Source organism: Pseudomonas sp. TMW22080 (genome assembly GCF_022496745.1).
In the GTDB taxonomy this organism is placed as follows: Bacteria; Pseudomonadota; Gammaproteobacteria; order Pseudomonadales; family Pseudomonadaceae; genus Aquipseudomonas; species Aquipseudomonas bubulae.
On sequence record NZ_SCFF01000003.1, the window covers coordinates 310,552 to 333,420 of the forward strand.

18 protein-coding genes are annotated in these 22,869 nt (G+C 60.1%); 11 read left to right on the forward strand and 7 right to left on the reverse strand.

Translation table 11 applies throughout. From position 1 onward, the window contains the following. Positions 1-74: 74 nt before the first annotated feature. Positions 75-653 carry a PadR family transcriptional regulator gene (locus EQV96_RS11700; protein WP_240882057.1) on the forward strand — a complete coding sequence of 193 codons (579 nt, stop codon included), beginning with the start codon at positions 75-77 and terminating at the stop codon, positions 651-653. After that, a complete protein-coding gene (locus EQV96_RS11705) occupies positions 650-1,432 on the forward strand; it encodes a siderophore-interacting protein (protein ID WP_150629131.1) in 783 nt (260 codons plus the stop codon). The genes EQV96_RS11700 and EQV96_RS11705 overlap by 4 nt, the downstream gene beginning before the upstream one ends. Positions 1,433-1,588: 156 nt before the next feature. Here the strand turns inward: EQV96_RS11705 and EQV96_RS11710 are convergent, their stop codons facing one another. Then, positions 1,589-2,230, reverse strand: coding sequence for a Pr6Pr family membrane protein (locus EQV96_RS11710; RefSeq protein ID WP_095018356.1), 642 nt, complete (start codon positions 2,228-2,230; stop codon positions 1,589-1,591). A gap of 7 nt (positions 2,231-2,237) precedes the next feature. Next, positions 2,238-2,468 (reverse strand): VF530 family protein, encoded by a 231-nt coding sequence (locus EQV96_RS11715; RefSeq protein ID WP_095001433.1) that lies wholly within the window; start codon positions 2,466-2,468, stop codon positions 2,238-2,240. Positions 2,469-2,686: 218 nt separating this feature from the next. Between EQV96_RS11715 and EQV96_RS11720 the strand changes: the two genes are divergently transcribed. The 3 genes from EQV96_RS11720 to EQV96_RS11730 all read left to right on the forward strand — a co-directional run bounded on the left by EQV96_RS11720 (position 2,687) and on the right by EQV96_RS11730 (position 8,922). Continuing rightward, entirely contained in the window at positions 2,687-4,723 is a 2,037-nt protein-coding gene (locus EQV96_RS11720) for a TonB-dependent receptor (RefSeq protein WP_240882058.1), read from the forward strand. A 285-nt stretch (positions 4,724-5,008) separates the two neighbouring features. Then, a complete protein-coding gene (locus EQV96_RS11725; RefSeq protein ID WP_095001628.1) occupies positions 5,009-6,373 on the forward strand; it encodes a carbohydrate porin in 1,365 nt (454 codons plus the stop codon). Between the two features lie 131 nt (positions 6,374-6,504). After that, positions 6,505-8,922, forward strand: coding sequence for a glucose/quinate/shikimate family membrane-bound PQQ-dependent dehydrogenase (locus tag EQV96_RS11730; RefSeq protein WP_095018354.1), 2,418 nt, complete (start codon positions 6,505-6,507; stop codon positions 8,920-8,922). 65 nt (positions 8,923-8,987) lie between these two features. On the opposite strand, the gene EQV96_RS11735 is transcribed toward EQV96_RS11730, so the two are convergent. Beyond that, positions 8,988-11,330 (reverse strand): GGDEF domain-containing protein, encoded by a 2,343-nt coding sequence (locus EQV96_RS11735; protein WP_095025833.1) that lies wholly within the window; start codon positions 11,328-11,330, stop codon positions 8,988-8,990. A 460-nt stretch (positions 11,331-11,790) separates the two neighbouring features. On the opposite strand from EQV96_RS11735, the gene lon reads away from it, so the two are divergent. The 6 genes from lon to cmoB all read left to right on the forward strand — a co-directional run bounded on the left by lon (position 11,791) and on the right by cmoB (position 17,811). Next, on the forward strand, positions 11,791-14,220 hold the full coding sequence (gene lon, locus EQV96_RS11740) for an endopeptidase La (protein ID WP_095018352.1): 2,430 nt from the start codon (positions 11,791-11,793) through the stop codon (positions 14,218-14,220). A gap of 210 nt (positions 14,221-14,430) precedes the next feature. Then, positions 14,431-14,925, forward strand: a complete 495-nt coding sequence (locus EQV96_RS11745; RefSeq protein WP_095001438.1) for a hypothetical protein — start codon at positions 14,431-14,433, stop codon at positions 14,923-14,925. Between the two features lie 75 nt (positions 14,926-15,000). Beyond that, entirely contained in the window at positions 15,001-15,393 is a 393-nt protein-coding gene (locus tag EQV96_RS11750; protein WP_088379088.1) for a protease inhibitor I42 family protein, read from the forward strand. A gap of 1 nt (position 15,394) precedes the next feature. Further along, positions 15,395-16,030 (forward strand): lysoplasmalogenase, encoded by a 636-nt coding sequence (locus EQV96_RS11755; RefSeq protein ID WP_095025835.1) that lies wholly within the window; start codon positions 15,395-15,397, stop codon positions 16,028-16,030. 84 nt (positions 16,031-16,114) lie between these two features. After that, the gene (cmoA, locus tag EQV96_RS11760; RefSeq protein ID WP_095001440.1) at positions 16,115-16,858 is read left to right on the forward strand and encodes a carboxy-S-adenosyl-L-methionine synthase CmoA; all 744 of its coding nucleotides are present in this window, start codon (positions 16,115-16,117) and stop codon (positions 16,856-16,858) included. Next, positions 16,855-17,811 (forward strand): tRNA 5-methoxyuridine(34)/uridine 5-oxyacetic acid(34) synthase CmoB, encoded by a 957-nt coding sequence (gene cmoB, locus EQV96_RS11765; RefSeq protein ID WP_095018349.1) that lies wholly within the window; start codon positions 16,855-16,857, stop codon positions 17,809-17,811. Before cmoA ends, cmoB begins: the two co-directional genes overlap by 4 nt. A 107-nt stretch (positions 17,812-17,918) precedes the next feature. Here the strand turns inward: cmoB and tadA are convergent, their stop codons facing one another. From tadA to ptsP, 4 genes are all read right to left on the reverse strand, one after another. Next, on the reverse strand, positions 17,919-18,407 hold the full coding sequence (gene tadA, locus EQV96_RS11770; RefSeq protein ID WP_095001442.1) for a tRNA adenosine(34) deaminase TadA: 489 nt from the start codon (positions 18,405-18,407) through the stop codon (positions 17,919-17,921). Then, entirely contained in the window at positions 18,407-19,783 is a 1,377-nt protein-coding gene (locus EQV96_RS11775; protein ID WP_095018348.1) for a multicopper oxidase family protein, read from the reverse strand. Before EQV96_RS11775 ends, tadA begins: the two co-directional genes overlap by 1 nt. A gap of 233 nt (positions 19,784-20,016) precedes the next feature. Then, entirely contained in the window at positions 20,017-20,292 is a 276-nt protein-coding gene (locus EQV96_RS11780; protein WP_095026422.1) for a PTS transporter subunit EIIB, read from the reverse strand. A gap of 2 nt (positions 20,293-20,294) precedes the next feature. Continuing rightward, positions 20,295-22,820 carry a phosphoenolpyruvate--protein phosphotransferase gene (gene ptsP, locus EQV96_RS11785; protein WP_240882059.1) on the reverse strand — a complete coding sequence of 842 codons (2,526 nt, stop codon included), beginning with the start codon at positions 22,818-22,820 and terminating at the stop codon, positions 20,295-20,297. Positions 22,821-22,869 lie beyond the last annotated feature (49 nt).

Consider the following 22,869-nt stretch of genomic DNA (forward strand, 5'->3'; position numbering starts at 1 on the left):
TCGTCGACTGGGTTTTTACATTTTTTAAGATATATCTTAAGTTATGTCTAACTTAATGAGAGAGCGAAAAGACAATGAGAGACCATCATCCCCATCACCGCGAACATGGCGCGGGTCAAGACGGCTTCGAGAAACGCCCCGGTCGCGAACGCGGTGGCCGCGGCCCCCGGGTTTTTGCCCCGGGCGATCTGAAGTTATTGCTGTTGGCGCTGATCGCCGAGCAGCCCTGCCACGGCTACGACCTGATCCGCCAGATCGAAGGTTTGTTCGACGGTGCCTACAGCCCCAGCCCTGGCGTGATCTACCCCACGCTGACCTTCCTTGAAGAGAGCGAGCTGATTCAGGGCGACGCCGAAGGCGGAAAAAAACGCTATACCGTGACCGATGCCGGTCGCCAGTACCTGACCGATCAGGCGGTAGCACTCGATGGCGTGCGGATGCGCATCGACGTCAGCAAGCGCTCACTGCGCGGCCATGATCGCCCGGCCGAGATTCACGAGGCGGTGCACAACCTGCGCCATGCCCTGCAAATGCACCACGGTCGCTGGAGCTCGGCAGAAATCCTGCGTGTACGCGACTTGCTCAACAACACCGCCAAAGCCATCGTCGATGGCCCTGTATCTGCCCAGCCTGCGCAGGAGAACGCTGAATGAATGCTGCCACACCCCAGACCATTCACCGGGTCATGCATGAAATCAAACGTCGTAAACTCGAAGTGCTGCGCGTGGTCGACCTGACCCCGCGCATGCGCCGAATTACCGTGGGAGGCCCACAGCTGGCGGGGTTTGTCAGCCTGGGCAGCGATGACCATGTAAAGCTGTTTTTTCCGCAGACCGCCGAAGAACAGGCAGCGCTGGAAACCCTGGAACTGAGCGCCGGGCAAAAAGGTGGAATGCCGCCGATGCGCGACTACACCCCACGCCGTTTTGACTTGAACACCTTTGAGCTGGACATCGATTTTGTCCTGCACGGTGACGGCCCGGCAGCCACTTGGGCCGCCCAGGCCACGCCCGGGCAGTATCTGCATATCGGCGGGCCGCGCGGTTCGATGGTAGTACCGGACATCTTTGACAGCTACCTGCTGATCGGTGACGAAACCGCGCTGCCGGCCATTGCCCGGCGCCTTGAAGAGCTGCCTGCCAACCGCCGTGCCCTGGTGGTGATCGAGGTCGAAAACGCGCTTGAAGAACAACCCCTGCACAGCGCCGCAGCGGTTGACGTGATCTGGGTACACCGTGATGTACCGGGCGAGGACCTGCTTAAAACCGTCGAAGCATTGAGCATCCCCGAAGGTGCGCTGTACACCTGGGTGGCCACCGAAAGCGCGCTGTCGCGCAAAGTGCGCCGAGTGCTGCTGGACACCCACGGCCTGAACGAAGAATTCGTCAAGGCTGTGGGCTACTGGCGCCTGGATGGCAGTACCGAAGAGTAATTGCTCCTACACCCCGTAGCAGCTGCCGAAGGAACGTGGCTGGGTTCGGCGACGTAGTCGTCGCAATATCAGACACCACGCTGAGCCAGTTAACCCCGGTTCTCAGTGTATACGACTGCTTCGCAGCCGAACGCAGCCTCGTTCCTTCGGCAGCTGCTACAAGTACTTGCGCCCCCTGAGACGATCCACCGCCACCACCCCCAATGCCACCGCCACAAACCCCGCCAGAATTCCGCCAGCATTGATAAACGTCTGCCAATAGCCCAGTTTTTCGACATCGACAAACGGATACGGGTACACACCCAGCAGGTGCCCACGCAACAGGATGTAGGCGAAATACAGCAGCGGATACAGCATCCAGAGTCCGATATGGCTCACGCGCAACAACCCCTTGGGCACGTAAAACCACCAGTACAGCGTAAACAGCACCGGCATCACGTCATGCAATATTTCATTGGCTAGCCATTGCAGACCTTCAGGCTGCCAGAGTTGGCGCAGCAACAGACTATACGCCGCTCCCACCACGATAATGCTGACAGCAATGCCGCTGCTAACCCACGGTTGCAAGAAAAACGCCCTGGCTTTTGACGGGGGGGTATCGGCTGCACAGGTCAGTACGCTGGCGGCCAGGGTGTTGGTCAAAATGGTGAAAAAACTGAAATAGCTCACCAGCCCACCCACCACACTCGCACCGCTCTGCCAGCGGGCGAACAGTACCAGCTCAAGCTGAATCGCCAGGCCGCTCCAGCCCAGGATCGCCAGCAGCAGGCAGAGCCTGTGCCTGGACAACGCACTCATGTGCCGATCAAAGCTCGCGCTTGGTACGGGCGTATTTCACATAGAGCTTTTCGACCTTTTCCCGCGCCCAAGGGGTTTTGCGCAGGAACGTCAAACTCGACTTGATACTCGGGTCGCTCTTGAAGCAGCGAATATCAATGCGCTCGGCCAGCCCCTGCCACTGGTAATGCGCCACCAGCGCAGTGAGGATCTGTTCCAGGGTCACGCCGTGCAATGGGTTGTTGTTGGGTTCAGTCATGCCGGGCCTTTAAAGCAAAAGAGAGAAAGCCGCGCACCTTAGCCGAGCACCTGCTCAGGGGGAAGTGCATTCGCCAAGCAACCAGTCTAGCCGTGTCCCGGGGCAGAAATGAAAGTTCCGCTTTGACAGATTAAAGTGATGTTATATTATAACTATACCTGTCCAGTCAAAGAGCGCTCAGCGCCGCTTTCTTTCGTCACCCTGCCAAGGAACTTGTAATGTCCTCCCCTGCACTCCCGCGTCACTTGCGTCGCCTTCGTCTAACGCCGCTCGCCACCGCACTGCTGCTCGCCTCCCCGGCCTACGCCCTCGATCTGCCCCAGCAAGTCATTACCGGCAACCCCTTGGGCAACACCCAGCTGGCCTCACCCACAACGGTACTGGAAGGCGACGACCTGACCCTTAATCAGCAAGGCAGCCTGGGCGAAACCCTCAACAAACAACCCGGCGTGTCTTCGTCCTACTTCGGCCCGGGCGCTAGCCGACCGATCATTCGCGGCCTGGATGGCGACCGTATTCGCATCTTGCGCAACGGCGTCGGCGCTCTGGATGCCTCATCGCTGTCTTATGACCACGCGGTACCGCTGGACCCGGTCAACGTTGAACGAATCGAAATTGTTCGCGGCCCTGCCGCCCTGTTGTACGGCGGCAACGCCATCGGCGGCGTGGTCAACACCTTCGACAACCGTATCCCCACCACCGCCATCGACGGCATTCACGGGGCAGGCGAACTGCGCTACGGCGGTGCCGACACCACCCGCAGCAGCGCGGGCAAGCTGGAAGCCGGTGATGGCACCTTCGCCCTGCATCTGGATGCCAACGCCCGCGAGTTCAACGACCTGAAAATCCCCGGCTATGCCCGCAGCCGTCATGCCCCCGAAAGCGAAGACGGTGACGAGAAAAAAGGCCGTCTGGGTAACAGCAATGGCCGGCAGGACGGCGGTGCCGTGGGCGGTTCCTACACCTGGGAAGATGGTTACGCAGGCTTGTCGTACAGCACTTACGACGCCAACTACGGCTCACCGGCCGAGCAGGACGTACGCATCCGCATGAAGCAGGATCACTACGCCTTTGCCTCCGAAATCCGCAACCTGCAAGGCCCGTTCAGCTCGCTGAAAATAGATGCCGGCTACACCGATTACGAGCACCGCGAAATCGAGGGCGGCGAAGTCGGCACCACGTTCAAGAACAAGGGCTACGAAGCCCGCGTTGAAGCCCGCCATGTACCGATCGGCCCGGTTGAGGGTGTCATTGGCGCACAGGTCAATCGCAACGAATTTTCGGCCCTTGGTGAAGAAGCTTTCGTACCGCAAACCGACACCAACAGCGGCGCCCTGTTTGTGCTTGAAGAACTGCAGGCCACCGAGCGCCTCAAACTGAGCCTCGGCGGGCGCCTTGCGCGCACCGTGGTCGACCCGGACGCCAAGGGCAATGAGCGCTTTGCCGCGGCGGACCGTTCAAGGAGTTTCACGGCGGGCAGCCTGTCTTCAGGCGCCGTGTTCACCCTCACCCCGATCTGGTCGCTGGCGGCCACCCTGGGCTACACCGAACGCGCACCAACGTTCTACGAGCTGTACGCCAATGGCGCCCACGTCGCTACCGGCACCTATGAAGTAGGTAACGCCAATCTGTCGAAGGAAAAAGCCGTATCCAGCGACCTGGCCCTGCGCTTCGACAATGGCACCCACAATGGCAGCATCGGGGTGTTCTACAGCCACTTCTCCAATTACATCGGTCTGCTGGGTACAGGTCGTACACTGAACGACGAAGGCGAGCCAGACGCCGACGGCATTCCGGAATACACCTATTCCGGGGTTAGGGCGCGTTTCACCGGCTTTGAGGCCAAGGATCACTGGAAGCTCGGAGAAAGTGCCTATGGCAAGTTTGCACTGGAACTGTCGGGCGACTACACCCGCGCCACCAACCTCGACACCGGCGAAGCCTTGCCGCGGATTGCCCCGCTGCGCCTGAGCAGCGGCTTGCTGTGGGAAATGGACCGCTGGCAAGCGCGGGTTGACGTCGAACATGCCAGCAATCAGGGCCGTGTGCCGGCCAACGAATCGGGCACTGATGGCTACACCACTCTGGGCGCCAGTGCCGGTTATCACTTCGATGTGGGCAGCAGCCAGTGGCTGGCGTTTGTCAAAGGCGACAACCTGACCAACCAGACCGTGCGTTATGCCAGTTCTATTTTACGTGACATCGCCCCCGCACCGGGGCGTGGTATCGAGGTAGGCCTGCGCACCACGTTCTAAGCTGCACAGCAGTAAATACGCGGCCTCCAATCAAGTCGGGGCGCGACAAAAGAGCCCTGGGACGAACCGTCGCAGCACACTGTTACTGAATCAGAAATGATCCATGTCACTTAAAGTGCTGTTTCTAAACGTTTCGGGGCTTTATCATTTCCGCATAAAGGGCTGAAACGATTCATTCCGCCCTTAACTCTGAAGTGTCAGCCCTGCCCTCAAAGACAGCGCTACCCACTGCCACAGCCATACCTATAAAGACTCGCATCTCGACCTATGTCCACATTCCTGAATATGCGCAAACACAGCGCGCTGCTTCCTGTTGCCGGGCAAAAAGCTCTGGCTTTGATCGGCGGCATTACCGCTCTGGGCCTGGCTACTTGCGTGCAGGCGGCCCCCGCCTTTGACGCTGACTCCAAGTGGATGCTCGGCGATTGGGGTGGTACCCGTAGCGAACTGGAAAAGCAGGGTTACTCCTTTTCCCTCGACTATGTAGGCGAAGTCGGCTCCAACCTGCACGGCGGCTATGACCATGACCGCACGGCGCGCTACAGCGACCAGTTCGGCCTGGGCACGCACCTGGACCTGCAAAAGATCCTGGGCTGGGACGACGCTGAATTTCAGCTGACCATCACCCATCGCAGCGGCAACAACATCAGCAATGACCGCATCAACGATCCACGGGTGGGCGGTTTCACATCGGCCCAGGAAGTCTGGGGCCGTGGCCAGACCACGCGCCTGACGCAAATGTGGTACCAGCAGAAATTCTTTGACCAGAAGCTCGACATCAAAGTCGGCCGCTTTGGTCAGGGCGAAGATTTCAACTCGTTCCCTTGCGATTTCCAGAACCTGGCGTTCTGCGGCTCACAGGTGGGCAACTGGGCCGGCAGCATCTGGTACAACTGGCCCGTCAGCCAGTGGGCCCTGCGGGTCAAGTATCACCTCACCCCCGAGTTGTACGCACAGGTCGGTGCCTATGAGCAAAACCCGTCCAACCTGGATCGCGGCAACGGCTTCAAGCTCAGCGGCAGCGGCACCCAGGGCGCAGTACTGCCGATCGAACTGGTGTGGACGCCAAAAATTAATGGCCTGCCAGGGGAATACCGCGCGGGTTACTACTACAGTAATGCCAAGGCAACAGATGCTTACAAAGATGCCAACGGCCAGCCAGCAGCCTTGACCGGTGAAGCGTATCGCAGCAGTTCAAGCAAACACGGGATGTGGCTGGGTGTGCAACAACAGCTCACTACCCGCGCCAGCGACCAGTCGAGGGGCTTGAGTGTGTTTGCCAATGCCACCATGCACGACAAGAAAACCAATGCCGTGGACAACTACGTCCAGGCTGGCGTCGTCTACAAAGGCGTGTTCGATGCCCGTCCCAAGGACGATATCGGCTTTGCCATGGCGCGCGTTCACGTCAACCCGGCTTATCGCAAGAACGCCCAGGCCACTAACCAGGCCCGCGCCATCTACGATTTCGACAACCCGGACTACCTGCCTCCCCAGGACACTGAATACAGCGCCGAGCTGTACTACGGCATCCACGTCACCAACTGGCTGACCGTTCGACCGAACCTGCAGTACATCCGCCACCCGGGCGGCGTCAGCCAGCTGGATGACGCACTGATTGGCGGTCTGAAAATTCAAAGTGCGTTCTGACAAACGGACTGCAACAACAACCTTGAAGGTTGTGATCGAACACCTATTTAGCTGATTCACTCCCGCGTCGGTTCGTCCCTTAAAGACCCCACCCTCGCGGGAACACCTCAAACGCAACGGAGAACCACACTATGAGCACTGAAGGTGCTTTCAGTCGAAGCCGCCTGCTACCGAGCCTTCTCGGTATCTTGCTGCTGCTAATGGGCCTGGCCATGTTGGCCGGGGGTATCAAACTGGTCACGCTGGGCGGGTCGTGGTACTACCTGCTGGCCGGGATCGGTTTTGGCTTGTCGGGCGCACTGCTGATTGCCGGGCGCCGCGCAGCACTGACCCTGTACGCACTGGTACTGTTCGCCAGCACCGTATGGGCACTGATGGAAGTCGGTCTGGACTGGTGGCAACTGGTGCCACGTCTGGCCATGTGGTTCGCCATCGGTATCGTCCTGCTGCTGCCATGGTTCCGTCGCCCTGTCCTGCGCGGTCAGTCGGCACCGGTTGCCACCGGCGCACTGAGCGTTGCCGTAGTGCTGGCCGGTCTGGCTGCACTGGCCAGCCAGTTCACCAGCCCGGGTGAAATCAAAGGCCAACTGGACCGTGATGCCGTACCTGGCATGACCAACGCTGCACCGGCCATGCCCGATGGTGACTGGCAGTCCTACGGTCGTACCGCCTTTGGTGACCGTTACTCGCCGCTGAAAGAAATCACCCCGCAAAATGCCCACAAGCTGGTACCAGCCTGGACATTCCGCACCGGTGACATCCCTGGTGAAGGCGATCCCGGCGAAACAACCGCCGAGAACACCCCACTGAAAGTCAACGGCATGCTGTATGTGTGTACCCCGCACAGCCAGGTCATAGCCCTTGACCCGGATACCGGTAAGGAAATCTGGCGTTACGATCCGAAGATCAGCACTCAGAACGCTGAAAACTTCAAAGGCTGGGCACACATGACCTGCCGCGGCGTGACTTATCACGACGAAAACGCCTACGCCAAAGTCAGCACTGAACAAAGCGCTGCCGAGCCTGCTGCTGCTACATCCAGCAACTCGTGCCCGCGCCGCCTGTTCCTGCCGACTGCCGACACCCGTCTGATCGCCCTGAACGCCGACACCGGTAAAGTGTGCGAAGACTTCGGCACCAATGGCGCGGTAGACCTGCGTCACAACATCGGTACCTTTGCTCCGGGTGGTTACTACTCCACCTCGCCACCTGCCGTGACCAAAGATCTGGTCGTGATTGGCGGCCACGTGACCGACAACATTTCCAACGACGAGCCATCGGGCGTGATCCGTGCGTACGACGTACGTACCGGCAAGCTGGTATGGAACTGGGACAGCGGCAACCCGGAGAAAACCACTCCGATTGCTGAAGGCGAAACCTACACCCGTAACTCGCCAAACATGTGGTCGATGTTCGCTGTCGACGAAGACCTCGGCATGCTGTACCTGCCGATGGGCAACCAGACGCCTGACCAATATGGTGGCGACCGTACCGAAGATTCCGAGCGTTATGCCGCTGGCATCACCGCCCTGGACATCAACACCGGTAAAGTCCGCTGGTACCGTCCGCTTACTCACCATGACCTGTGGGACATGGACGTAGGTGGTCAACCAACCCTGATGGACCTGAAAACCGCCGATGGCGTGAAACCGGCCCTGCTGGCTTCCACCAAACAAGGCAGCATCTACGTGATGGACCGTCGCACTGGCGAAGCCATTGTGCCGATCACCGAGGTTCCGGCCCCGGGCGGCGCTGTTGAAGGTGACCACACTGCACCGACACAGCCACGTTCTGACCTGAACATGATTCCTCCGGTCTTGACCGAACGCGACATGTGGGGCGTAACCCCATTCGACCAGATGCTGTGCCGGATCAACTTCAAGTCCCTGCGCTATGACGGCATGTACACCCCGCCATCGCTGCAAGGCTCGATCGTGTATCCAGGCAACTTCGGCGTGTTTGACTGGGGTGGCATTTCGGTTGACCCGGTTCGCCAGATTGCCTTCCTGAACCCGAGCTACATGGCGTTCACCTCCAAGCTGGTTCCGCAGGCCGACGTGGCTGCAATGGGCCCGCGCAAAGGCGAAACCTCCGGCGTTCAACCGAACAAAGGCGCACCTTACGGCGTGATCCTGGAGCCACTGTTGTCGCCACTGGGCCTGCCTTGCCAGGCACCGGCGTGGGGTTATGTTGCTGCAGTCGACCTGACCAACAACGAAGTGATCTGGAAACACAAAAACGGCACCGTGCGTGACAGCTCGCCGGTACCGATCCCGTTGTCCATGGGTGTTCCAAGCCTGGGCGGGACCTTCACCACCGCAGGTGGTGTGGCCTTCCTGAGCGGTACCCTTGACCAGTACCTGCGTGCTTACGACGTAAGCAACGGTAAAGTACTGTGGGAAGGTCGCCTGCCTGCTGGCGGCCAGACCACCCCGATGACCTACACCGGCAAGGACGGCACTCAATATGTGCTGGTCATGGCGGGCGGTCACGGCGGCCTGGGCACCAAAAAAGGTGACTATGTAATGGCGTTCAAACTGGCTGAGTAAGATTTACAGCTGGTATTGAAAAAGGCGGCTATCGAGAGATAGCCGCCTTTTTTGTGAGCCCGGTTTTAAACCGTTGCCCGCAATTTCCACACCCAGGCCTCGAACGCCACGGCCTCCATTGGCCGACTGATCAGAAAGCCCTGGGCCGTATCACAGTGCCAGCGCTCGAGCAGTTCAAGGGTATGCTGATACTCCACGCCTTCAGCCACCACCTTGAGCCCCAGGTTGTGGCTCATTTCGATGGTCGAACGCACGATCACCGCGTCCTCGCTGGTTTCGTCCAGGTTGCGGATAAACGATTGATCGATTTTCAGCTCTTGCACCGGCAAGCGCTTGAGATGCGCCAGCGACGAGTAACCGGTGCCAAAGTCATCCACCGACAAGCTGATCCCGCCGTCACGCAACTTTTCCAGCACGTTGAGCGAGTGTTCGGGGTCGCGCATGGCCGTGCTTTCGGTGATTTCGAATATCAGTTGCTCAGCCGACAACTGATAACGCTTGAGCAGGCGCTCGACAGTCATCAACAGATTTTCACCGTGCAAATCCTCCGCCGAGATATTCAGCGACAGCTGCATATGCAGGCCCTTGCGGTTCCACGCGGACAACTGACGGATACCTTCCTCGATGACCCAGCCCGTCAGCAGGAACATGCTGCCCGTGCGCTCAGCCAGTGGAATAAATTCCGCCGGCGAGACCATGCCCAGTTCCGGGTGTTGCCAGCGCAACAGCGCTTCAGCCTGGCGCACATGGCCACTGCGGATATCCATTTTGGGCTGATAATACAGCTGTAACTGGCCATCGCTGGCGGCACTGCGCAAGTCCCGGATCAGCTGGATTTGCCGTTGGTGGGCGAGGTCACGGTCCTGCTGATACACCTGCAAATAACCCGGCAAGGCGGCGGCATCCCGGCATGCAATCGCAGCACGGCTGATCAGTTCTTCAGCGCTCTGCCCATTGAGCGGGTAGATCGCAATGCCCATGCAGACTTCCAGCAACACCTCGTGCCCATCAATGCTCAGCGGACGCTTGAGCAATGCGTACAACCTGTCAGCCAGCGCAACACCCACATCGACCTGGGTGCTTTCAAGCAGTAACAAGAACTCGTTGCCGGTGATGCGTGCTGCCGTATCGCGCTCACGCAGAGCGTCGAGCATCACGCGGGCGGACTCACGCATGATCCGTTCCCCACCCTCGGGGCCGAAGCTCTCATTGATCACACGATAATTTTCGATCCCCAGGTAAATCAGCACCACGCCGCGCCTTGCGCTGATGGCACTGCCCAGGCGTTCCATGGCCAGGGCGCGGTTGGGCAAACCGGTAAGCGGGTCGTGCAGGGCGTTATGTGCCAGTTGCTGCTCGCGCACGGCAATCCCGCTTTGCATGGCATTGATCGCCTTGGCCAGAAACCCCAGTTCGTCCCTGCGTGTAAGCTCCACCGGCGTTTCGTAGTTGCCCCGGCCAATGCGCTGCGCAGCCTCCGCCAACAGGCTGACCGGCCGCGAAACCGCCCGCGCCAGCCACAAGGCGCCGAGCAATGAAGCCAGCAAAGCCCCCAGGGATATCCACAGAAACTTGCGATCCAGCGAGTCGAATGCCTGCATCGTCTGATCCAGCGGGCTTTGCAGCACCGCCATGACTTGGCCGTTGCCCGGGTCACCGGAGTTGGCGAGTTGCAGCATCTGGCCAAGAAAGCGCCGGCCGTGGAATTCGCTGAAATGGATTGTCGAGCCCGGCGTATGCTCCTGCACGAATTCAATAATGCTGGCGCTCATGAAGTCCGGCTGCGTGCTGCTCAGTATTCCGCTTTCGCCTGGCTTGACCGTCATAAACGACACTTCAAGGTTGCTCAGGGAGCTCAATTCATGGGCAAACACGTCGTCCATCGGCATCCCCGAGACCACGCGCACCACAGGCAAAGGGCCCAGCACCACCCCTTGCACCAGCATGTACGGGCGCCCTGCCAGGATGCCGATGACCATGGTCTGGGTGTTGCGACGGGCCAGCCGCAGTGCCTTGGCATAAGGAAATGCCTGCCCCGCTGGCAGGCCCTTGAGGGTGCTGGTGATGATATTGCCGTCCAGATCCAGCACAAACAGCTCACTGCCATGCAGGCTCGCCTCGAACTCCTGCAGGGCGTGCTCTATCAGCGAGGGGCTGCCTTTGATCGTCGCCTCACGGAAATCCGAGTCATTGGTCAGCCAGTTGAGGCCGTACTGGATACGCCGCCAGCGCAGATCCATAAAGCGCTCGAACACCCGGGTTCCGGTCTTGAGCTGCTCTTGCGCCTGATCGCTGGCCACGGTAATGGTCACGGCTTTAACGGCGAAGTACACCGCACCGATCACCAACAGCAGGAGCAAGGCAAGAAACAGGCTGATACGCGCCTGAAAACTGTTGCGCAACTTCATGCTGCGCCCTCAATCCATTGAGTGAATGCCAATGGCCACATAAGCGCTCCCGCGACTTCCTTGAAAAAGCCATACCGGTGGCCTTCCAATCCATCTTTGTTGTTATGGATCCAACTGCTGCAGACAGAAGATCACCCATTAATTTCGGGCCGTCTACTGTCAAGTTGTTGGCGACAAAGGCCTAGCGCACGGGGGTTTGACGGATTATTTCTTCAATCGACGTGCAAGCAGTTGTTCTGCCGCCGAGGAAGGCGTGAGGCTGGGTTTGATTGCGAAGCGACCATGAAATACGGGCACGAGAATGACCTGATCGTCGGTCAAGCTCCCACAGTTGAATATTCCCTGTACCCGCCTATCCGTCTACGGGGTTTCTTCTCCTTACACATGAAAATCTGTTCACCATTGAAACCACTGGCACCGCGCCCCATCTAACATCCATACCCAATTGCGCAGGTGCCCCATGAGCGACCAGCAAGAGTTTCCGGACAACACCACTGAGTACACCGATGTAGAACACACTGAATCCGAACACCATCCACATTCTGGAGGGACTGAATTGGCATTGCCGGAGCAGAATCTGCCGGACAAGGTTTACATCATTCCGATTCACAATCGGCCGTTCTTCCCGGCACAAGTGCTGCCGGTCATCGTCAATGAAGAACCCTGGGCCGAGACCCTGGAACTGGTCAGCAAATCCCCCCATCACTCCCTGGCGCTGTTTTTTGTCGACACGCCCCCTGATGACCCTCGCCACTTCGACACCAAAAGCCTGCCGGAATACGGCACCCTGGTGAAGGTGCATCACGCCAGCCGCGAAAACGGCAAGTTGCAGTTTGTGGCCCAGGGCCTGAGCCGCGTGCGTATCAGCATGTGGCTCAAGCATCACCGTCCGCCGTATCTGGTTGAGGTCGAGTACCCGCAGCAGCCCAAGGAGCCCACCGACGAGGTGAAGGCCTACGGCATGGCGCTGATCAATGCGATCAAGGAGCTGCTGCCGCTCAACCCGCTGTACAGCGAAGAGCTGAAAAACTACCTCAATCGTTTTAGCCCGAATGATCCGTCGCCGCTGACCGATTTCGCAGCGGCCCTGACGTCTGCCACCGGCAACGAGCTGCAACAGGTGCTCGATTGCGTGCCGATGCTCAAACGCATGGAAAAAGTGCTGCCCATGCTGCGCAAGGAGGTCGAGGTAGCGCGGCTGCAAAAAGAGATTTCAGCCGAAGTTAACCTTAAGATCGGCGAACATCAGCGCGAATTCTTCCTCAAGGAACAGCTCAAGGTCATCCAGCAGGAGCTCGGGCTGACCAAGGATGATCGCAGCGCCGATATCGAACAGTTCAAGCAGCGCCTTGAAGGCAAGACCCTGCCGGCCCAGGCGCAAAAGCGCATTGATGACGAGATCAACAAACTGTCGATCCTGGAAACCGGGTCGCCGGAATACGCCGTGACCCGTAACTACCTGGACTGGGCGTCGTCGGTGCCCTGGGGCGTGCTGGGTGAAGACAAGCTCGACCTCAAGCACGCCCGCAAGGTGCTCGACGCCCATCATGCCGGCCTTGATGACATCAAGGATCGCATCCTCGAATTCCTCGCCGTCGGGGCCTACAAAGGCTCGGTCAGCGGTTCGATCGTACTGCTGGTCGGCCCGCCGGGCGTGGGCAAAACCAGTATCGGCAAGTCGATCGCCGAGTCCCTGGGTCGCCCGTTCTACCGTTTCAGCGTCGGCGGCATGCGCGACGAGGCCGAGATCAAGGGCCATCGCCGCACCTACATCGGCGCCCAGCCGGGCAAACTGGTGCAGGCACTGAAAGATGTTGAAGTAATGAACCCGGTGATCATGCTCGACGAAATCGACAAGATGGGCCAGAGCTTCCAGGGCGACCCCGCTTCGGCCTTGCTGGAAACCCTCGACCCGGAACAGAACGTCGACTTCCTCGACCATTACCTCGACCTGCGCCTCGATCTGTCCAAAGTGCTGTTTGTATGTACCGCCAACACCCTGGACTCGATCCCCGGCCCGTTGCTCGATCGTATGGAAGTGATTCGCCTCTCGGGTTACATCACGGAAGAGAAAGTCGCGATCGCCAAGCGTCACCTATGGCCAAAACAGCTCGAAAAAGCAGGCGTGGCCAAAGACAAACTGAGCATCAGCGACAGCGCCCTGCGCGCGGTGATTGACGGTTATGCCCGCGAAGCCGGGGTGCGCCAGCTGGAAAAACAACTGGGCAAACTGGTACGCAAGGCCGTGGTCAAGCTGCTGGCAGACCCCAAAGCCGTGATCAAGATCGGCCCCAAAGACCTTGAAGCTTCACTGGGCATGCCGGTGTTCCGTAACGAACAGGTCATCAGCGGTACCGGGGTGATTACCGGCCTGGCCTGGACCAGCATGGGCGGAGCGACGCTGCCGATCGAGGCAACACGTATTCACACCCTCAATCGCGGCTTCAAGCTGACCGGGCAACTGGGTGAAGTGATGAAAGAGTCGGCTGAAATCGCCTACAGCTACATCAGCTCAAACCTGAAGCAATTTGGCGGCGATCCGAAGTTCTTCGATGAAGCTTTTGTCCACCTGCATGTGCCTGAAGGGGCCACGCCCAAAGATGGCCCCAGCGCAGGCGTGACCATGGCCAGTGCCCTGCTGTCGCTGGCTCGCAATCAGCCGCCGAAAAAAGGCATCGCCATGACCGGCGAATTGACCCTGACCGGGCATGTGTTGCCGATTGGCGGCGTGCGCGAAAAAGTAATTGCGGCGCGCAGGCAAAAAATCAACGAACTGATTCTGCCCGAACCGAACCGCGGGCATTTCGAAGAGCTGCCCGATTATCTGAAGGAAGGCATCACCGTACACTTTGCCAAGCGCTTTACCGATGTGGCCAAGGTGCTGTTTTAAAACCGTTTGTAGGCCCTGACTTGCCTGCGATTGCCTCACTGCTCCCAATCAGGCAAGTCGGGCTTAAAGCAACACAGTTCGCATATTGGATCCAAAATTCCTCGCAAGTCGCGTACTAGACACGTCTACTGTCATTTATGACAGTAGACGGTTGTTCATTTCCCATCCTTAATAGAGCCAATTCCCACAAAAATAATGCAGGAAAAGAATATGGCACTTCATCATCCTGTATATGAGAACCCGGATGTCCTGAGGCTCAAGGAGTCAGGACAAAAAATCTTCAACCCCAGAACCCGGGGAGAACTCAAGGCCGAACTGCTGGATCGTCCCGCGTTTACCGCGCAGGAAATGACCTTTGCCAGCAGCCAGAAAAAAATCGTCATTACCGGTGAGTTCGATGACTTTGGCTCAACCGCTTATCGCGCGGTTGCGTTCACCCTGGATATCAATATCCAGTCGGGTATCTACCGGTTCCAAAAAGACGAACACGGCCCCATCCTGTCCATGTCCTACATCGAGTGCGTTGAAATCGATGGCCGCCAGGTGTATCACTTGAATCAGGCCGATGTCGGCACCCTGCACCTGAGCGTGGTCGAGAGTTGCTACAGCGCCCGGCTGTTCACCATGGAAGGCCTGGACCACAACAGCAACAGCATGGAGATGTGCGGCGAATTCAGCATCAGCCCGCCCCACGCCTCTTTCTGATCGGCAGGCGACGAATGGCGCAGCTCCCTTCATGGGTTATGCTGCGCCCTTGTGTTTGCCTGACCGGAGCCTTCAATGCCCCCTGTACGCCTTATCCCCCTGCTTGGCCTCAGCCTGCTGACGGCCTGTGCCCAACAGCCTGCACACAACGTTACGCTCGAAGATCAAAGCGACTGCCCCCAGCAACTGCATGTGGGCCAGCAACTGATCCTGTCGTTGCCGAGCAACCCCACCACCGGCTACCGCTGGGCTATCCAGGACTCCGCAGGCGGCGTGCTGCGCAGCCTCGGCCCGGAGGTCTACACCAGCAGCGATAATGGCCAGTTGCTGGGCAGCGGTGGTCAATCGACATGGCGCTTTCAGGTATTTGCCCCTGGCAGCGGGCGCCTGCGCCTGACCTCTCAGCAACCGTGGGAACCCGAAGCCGAACCCGCGCAGGTGTTCGACTGCCCGATTACGGTGAACTGATATGGCGTGGCTGATCCTTGCGATCATGGGAGCTGTCACCTACCTCTATGGCGTCAGCACGCACGCCATGGTGCTGTGCCTGCTGACCAAGCCCGTACCGGTACTGGCATTGCTCGGCTGGCTGCACAGCGGGCCTGTCAGCCCCTATCGACACTGGATCAGCATAGGCCTGGGGTTTTCCCTGCTGGGCGACATTCTGCTGGCCTGGCCACAGGACCTGTTTGTATTTGGCCTTGGGGCGTTTTTGTTTGCCCACCTGGCCTATCTCAAGGCCTACCTGGTGGACTGCCGCCGCGCAGCTGTGCCGGCCTTGATCCTGGCACTGCTTGCCGGTGGCAGCTTGTTGAGTGTCATGGCCAGCCAGGGCCTGGGCGATTTGCTGGTGCCCGTGGGCGTCTACGCCCTGGCCATCAGCGTCATGCTCTGGCGCGCCCTCGCCCGCCTCGGCAGCGGCGTACCGAAACACTCGGCCTGGCTGGCAGCCGCCGGGGCGTTGGCGTTTGTGGTCTCGGACAGCCTGATCGGCATCGATCGCTTTGTGCAACCGTTCAGCGCCGCGCCCTACCTGATCATCCTCAGTTACTGGCTGGGCCAGTGGGGCATTGCCGCCTCGGTGTTTTCCCAGGGCAAACGTTGAACGCTTTATCAGACAGACCGCGCATCCCGGCGCCAACTTGGCTAAAATGCCGCCCCTTTTGAAAATTCCACCGCCGGAACCGCCGTGAGCAAAGAACCCGACCGTATTTTCGCCCAGCCCCTGACCCAGGTGCCGGACTTCGCCTTCAACGAAGACGTTGTGCGGGTGTTCCCGGACATGATCAAACGCTCGGTGCCCGGCTACCCGACCATTGTCGAGAACCTTGGCGTGCTCGCCGCCCAATTCGCCCGGCCCGACAGCGTACTGTACGACCTGGGTTGCTCACTTGGCGCCGTCACCCAGGCCCTGCGCCGCCATGTGCGCACTGAAGGCTGCAAGGTGATTGCGGTGGACAATTCGGCGGCAATGGTCGAGCGCTGCCGCGAGTACCTCAATGGGCAGAACTCGATGTTTCAGGAGCTGCTGCCGGTTGAAGTCATCGAAGGCGACATCCTGGCCCTGGCGTTCGAGCCGGCCTCGGTGGTGGCGCTGAACTTCACCCTGCAATTCATCGCCCCCCAGGAGCGCCTGGCGCTGCTGGGCCGTATCCGTCAATCGCTGCTGCCGGGTGGCGCCCTGATCCTCTCGGAAAAGCTGCGTTTCAGCGACCCCGAAGAGCACGGGCTGCTGACTGATCTGCATGTGGCGTTCAAGCGCGCCAACGGCTACAGCGATCTGGAGATCGCACAAAAGCGCAGCGCCATCGAAAACGTCATGAAGCCCGACAGCCTCGAAGAACACCGCGAACGCCTGCTGGCGGCCGGGTTCTCGAAAGTCGTGCCGTGGTTCCAGTGTCTTAACTTTGCCTCGTTGATTGCCTTGCCATGATTGATCTGTCCCCACTTGCCCGGCGTCTGGCCGGCACTCCATTGGCTGAATGGGCCAACACCCTGCAAGCCCAGCTCGACGTCAAGATGGAGAAAGGCCACGGCGACCTGGAGCGCTGGCAAAGCGCGCTGGATGCCTTGCCCGACGTCAAGCCGAGCGAAATCGACCTGTTGAACGGCCTGACCCTGGACACCGACTGCGACGACGCCACCCGTGCACAGATGCGCGAAGCCCTGATGGGCCTGTCACCGTGGCGCAAAGGCCCGTTCGACCTGTTTGGCGTTCACGTCGATACCGAGTGGCACTCGGACTGGAAATGGTCGCGGGTCGCGCCGCATGTCGACCTCAAGGGCAAGCGCATCCTCGATGTGGGCTGCGGCAACGGCTACTACATGTGGCGCATGCTCGGCGCAGGCGCCCACAGCGTAATCGGCGTCGACCCCAACTGGCTGTTCTTCTGCCAGTTCCAGGCCGTGCAACGCTTTTTGCAGCAGGAAGCGGCGTGGCACCTGCCGTTTCCTTTCGAAGACCTGCCGCCGAACCTGGAAGGTTTCGACACTGTATTTTCCATGGGTGTGTTCTACCACCGCCGTTCGCCCATCGAGCATTTGCTGGCATTGAAAGACTGCCTGGTCAAAGGCGGCGAACTGGTGCTGGAAACCCTGGTGATCGAAGGTGACGTGAACCAGGTGCTGGTGCCGGAAGACCGCTACGCGCAGATGCGCAACGTGTGGTTCCTGCCCTCGATCCCGGCACTGGAGCGCTGGTTGCGCCGTGCCGGTTTCAGCGATGTTCGCTGCGTCGACGTGAGCGTCACCACCGTTGAAGAACAACGTGCCACCGAGTGGATGAAGTACCAGTCGTTGAGCGACTACCTGGACCCGAACGACCACAGCAAAACCATCGAAGGCCTGCCGGCGCCAATGCGGGCGGTGATTATGGCCAGGAAGTAACACACGCCCTTCACCCCTGTGGGAGCGGGCTTGCTCGCGATAGCATCACCTCTATGTATCAGACATATCGAGGCGTCTGCATCGCGAGCTAGCCCGCTCCCACAGGTTCAGCGAGCCCTTCTGGCCTTGAAGAACTCGCTGAGGATCGCCCCGCACTCTTCAGCCAATACCCCGCCTTCATACAGCACCCGGTGATTCAAAAAGCCCTGGGTAAAAAACTGCCCCTGGCTTTGCACAATCCCGGCCTTGGGCTCCAGCGCGCCATACACCACCCGTGCCACCCGGGCGTGCACGATCAGCCCCGCACACATGCTGCATGGCTCCAGCGTCACGTACAGCGTGCTGCCCGGCAGCCGGTAGTTGCTGACAGCCGTCGCTGCATCACGGATGGCCATCATTTCGGCATGAGCACTGGGGTCGCTGCCGCTGATCGGGCAATTAAAGCCACGGCCGATGACTTCACCGTCCTGCACCAGCACCGCACCCACCGGCACTTCACCCAGCGCTGCGCCTTGAGCGGCTAGCGCCAGCGCTTCGCGCATAAAGTCTTGATCGCGGCTGCGGTCGATAATCAGGGGTTGACGCCCTTGTCGCATCAGGAAACCTCAATAGCGGCCATCAGGCCGGTTTCCATGTGATCAATCACATGGCAGTGGAACATCCACACGCCAGGATTATCCGCCACCAGCGCCACGCGGGCACGTTCGTTTTTGCCCAGCAGATAGGTGTCAGTGAAATACGGAATGATTTTTTTGCGATTGGAGGCCAGCACCTTGAAACTCATGCCATGCAAATGGATGGGGTGCTGGTACTGGGTCATGTTCTTCAATTCAAAGATATAGCTCTGACCCAGCTTGAGTTTGGCAATCGGTCGGTCAGCGCAGGTCTTGTCCTTGATATCCCAGGCCACACCGTTGATCTGCCAAAGGCTCGGAGGCTGATCCGGGCCCAGGTTCTCGGACATCGAACCGACCCACTCAAAGTTGAAGTTGATCTTCTCGGCATTGGCCACGTCGGGCTCGGCAATCGGGTTGGCGGGCAACGCCGGTGGCCACTCGCCCGCTGCATCGGTGCTGGCAACCGAACGCAAAGTGCCCAGCCGTACCGGGCCGTCACGCAACGACAGTTCCTCACCGGCGGGCGGGGCCTTGATTGCCAGGCAAATACGCATGCCCGGGCCCAGCCAGTAATCCTTGCCCAACGGCCTTGGCTCGATGGGGTTGCCGTCCAGCGCGTAGATCATCGCTTCCACGCCGGGGATATTCAGGCGATAGGTCAGGGTGTTGTCGAGGTTGAGAATACGCACGCGGGTGATCTGCCCTGCAGGCAGGTCGATGGTCGGCACATGGCTGCCATTGATGGTCGACAGGCGCCCCGCCGTACCGCCACGGGCCGCTTCGCGGGTGATGCTGAACGGCAGGAAGCCGCCCTCTTCATCGACGTGCCAGTTCTTGATGCTCAGGGTGCGCTCGTGCTTGAAGCCGGTAGGCTCGCGCTCTTCGACGATCAGCGGGCCGACCAGGCCACGACCCAGCTCTTCGCTGCTGTTGACGTGGGGGTGATACCAGTAGCTGCCGGCATCGGGCACGCGGAACTTGTAGTCGAAGTATTCTCCGGGCAATACCGGTAGTTGCGAGACGTAGGGGACGCCGTCCATTTCCAGGGGCAGGCGGATACCGTGCCAGTGGATGGTGGTTGCGACTGGCAGATGGTTGATAAAGCGCACCCGCAGCCATTCACCCTGACGCACGCGCAGCTCGGTACCTGGAGCCGATGGACCGAACGCCCAGGCCTGGGTGATATGGCCGGGCACCAGCTCGACGTCCAGTGGCGCGCTGATCAGTTCGTAATCGTGGCCGGCGTTCTCGGCAGCCACCTTGCCCAGCCAGTAACGCGAAGCGCCTCCTGCGCCAACACCCACCACTACCAGGCCGGCCAGACCACCGAGTATTTGTCGACGGGTAAAGGACATGGATTCAACTACCTCTCGTATCCGGCGCGGGCGTTGGGCCCGCAAAAGGCGAATACGATACACCTGCAATTGCGAAACAGTAAGGGCGGGGTGGCGAAGGGTCACAGCTGGCAGGCAAACACAGCCTGTGGGAGCGGGCTTGCTCGCGAACGGATCGCTGCGGTGTTGCAGCTACATCGCAGCGCTGTCATCGCGAGCAAGCCCGTTCCCACCTAAGGGCCGCAGGACTGGGTTTACAACCCCACCACCAGATGCACCACCCCACCCGGCAGGCTCAGGATCCCGGGCACACCCGCCACACGCAGGGCTTGCGGATCCAGGCGGGTGATATCGGCCAGCTCCACACGGATCCGGGTCAAGGCCACCCGCTGTTCGGTCTTGATATTGCCGGCACCGCCCAGCGCAGCCAGCACCGTTTTATCCAGTGTCAACACCGGTTTAGCGGGCTCATCCACCACCAGATCGGGTGTCAGGGCCTTCCAGAATGCTTTAAGCGCTTTATCGAACATGTTCAGGACTCCAACTCGGTCATGGGTTGCACCAATGGCTGCAATGCAGCCCGCACCTGCCCGGCACTCTCCAGGCCCAGCACGCGCTGCGCCAGGGCCTGGCACGCGACGAAATCCAGCTCTCGAACCCGCGCCTTGATACTCGGGATCAACGGCACGCTCACTGACAACTCATCGACACCCAGCCCCAGCAGCAATGGTACCGCCAGCGTCTCGGAGGCCAGTGCGCCGCACACCCCGACCCATTTGCCGTGGGCATGGGCGGCCTTGACAGTGGTGGCGATCAGGCGCAGCACCGCCGGGTGCAAGCTGTCGGCCTGGCTGGCCAGACGCGGATGGTCCCGGTCCATCGCCAGGGTGTACTGGGTCAGGTCATTGGTACCAATGGAGAAAAAATCCACCTCGGGGGCAAACAGATCCGCCATCAACGCTGCTGCCGGCACTTCGATCATGATGCCCAGTTTTGGCAGGGTCTTGATCCCCAGCGCCAGCGCCTGCTCCTCGAGCAACTGGCGGGCCATGCGCAACTCGGACAGCTGCGTGACCATCGGCAACATAATGTGCAGACGGGTCAGGTCGGCACTGGCCAGAATCGCGCGGAACTGCTCACGCAACAGGTGTGGACGCTCAAGGCACAAGCGGATTCCGCGCATGCCCAAAAATGGATTGGCCTCGTGTGCCATCGGTACATAGGCCAGTGGTTTGTCGCCGCCCACATCCAGCGTGCGCACCACCAGATTGTGCCCGGTACCCACGACACCGGCGATGGCGCTGTAAGTGGCAACCTGCTCGGCATGGCTGGGGGGGCTGCTGCGTTCCAGATAAAGGAACTCGGAGCGCAGTAAGCCGACCCCTTCTGCCCCCAGGCTCACCGCTTGCTCTGCCTCGGCCAGGGACGCGATATTGGCGCTGACTTCGATACGTACCCCGTCACGGGTACTGGCTGGCTGTGCCGCCTGCTGCAAATCCTGCTGCTGACGCTTGTGCTGAAGGGCACGCTGGAGGGTGAGCTGGCGGATCCGCTGCGGATCCGGCTCCAGGTGCAGCTGCCCCTGATCCGCATCGAGCAACACCTCGGTTCCGTTAGCCAGCGCCAGCACCTGTGGCGACATACCGCAAAGTGCCGGCAAGCCCAGCGCCCGGGCCAGAATCGCCACATGACTGCTGGCACCACCACCGACCGTGGCAAAGCCTGCAACCTTGCGGGTATCCAGGGTTGCGGTCTGCGACGGGGTCAGTTGCTCGGCAATCAGGATGGCCAGATCCGGCAACTCCAGTGCGCAGTCCTGAACCCCGAGTATCAGTTTGAGTACGCGCTGGCCGACATCGTCCAGATCCAGCGCGCGCTCGGCCAGCAAGCGATTGCCCAGGCCTTTGAACAGGGTCGCGGTTTCGTGTGTGGCACTCTGCCAGGCGAATGCTGCGCTCTTGCCCTGCTCGATCAGCCCGAAAGCCTGCTCCAGCAAACCGGGGTCTTCCAGCAGCTCCTGGTGAGCGTTGAAAATCTCGGCCTGAGCCTTGCCCTGTGTGGTGTCGCACAGCGTTTGCAGCTGCGCGGTGGCTCCTGCCAGGGCCTGTTGCAACTGCTCGCGCTCGTGGCGCTGGTCGGTTGCCAGTTCGCTGATCTGCAACACGCTTTCTGTCAGTTGCACAACATGACCGAAGGCCGAACCCGGTGACGCACAGACCCCGCGCAATTCGTTGCTGGCCACAGGCTCCGGCACTGCTACTGGCTGCGCTTCGGGCGCCACAGCCACGACCGATTCGCCGCAACCCTCAGCCAGCAGTTCACTCAGTACCTTGAGCGCTTGCTCGGCATCTGAGCCGCAGGCACTGAGGTAAACGCTGTCGCCGCAAACCGTCTGCAGGGCCATGATCGCTACCAGCGACTTGGCATTGGCGCTCTCACCCTGTTTGTGCAAATGAAGGGTTGCCGCAAAGCCTTTCGCCGCCTGGGCGAGCACCGCTGCAGGACGGGCGTGCAAGCCGTTGGGGTTGGGCAGACGCTGCGGCTGGGAACGCTGGGTATCGCCGGCTTGCACCTCGGCCACTGTCTCGGCCTGCCCCAGTTGCAGACGCAACAGCGGCTGGCCCGTTTCGACCAGAACGCCACCTGGTGACGGGGCCACAAAAGGTTCGCCGCTGACCACCAGCATCAGCGTCAACAGGCTGCGGGCATGCAGGGCGATGTAGTCTGCATCGAACTCGATCAGCGCCTGCCCCGCGGTTACCTGCTGGCCCTCCTCGACCAGCGCCGTAAAGCCCTTGCCGCCCAGGTTGACGGTATCCAGACCAATATGCAGCAACACCTGCACGCCATTGGCATGGGTGATGCTGATGGCGTGGCCGGTGTGTTGCAAGTTACTGATCACCCCGGCCAGCGGCGCACAAAGCACCTGCGACGTCGGATCGATACACAGGCCGTCGCCTATCAGGCGACTGGCAAACACCGGATCGGGCACGTTATCCAGCGCCATCAGCACACCGGACAGCGGTGCCAGCAATTCCACTTGTTGGGATGTGACCATAACTTCACCTGCAGTTGATTCGGTTAAATGCCGATGGAGCGCGAGCCCC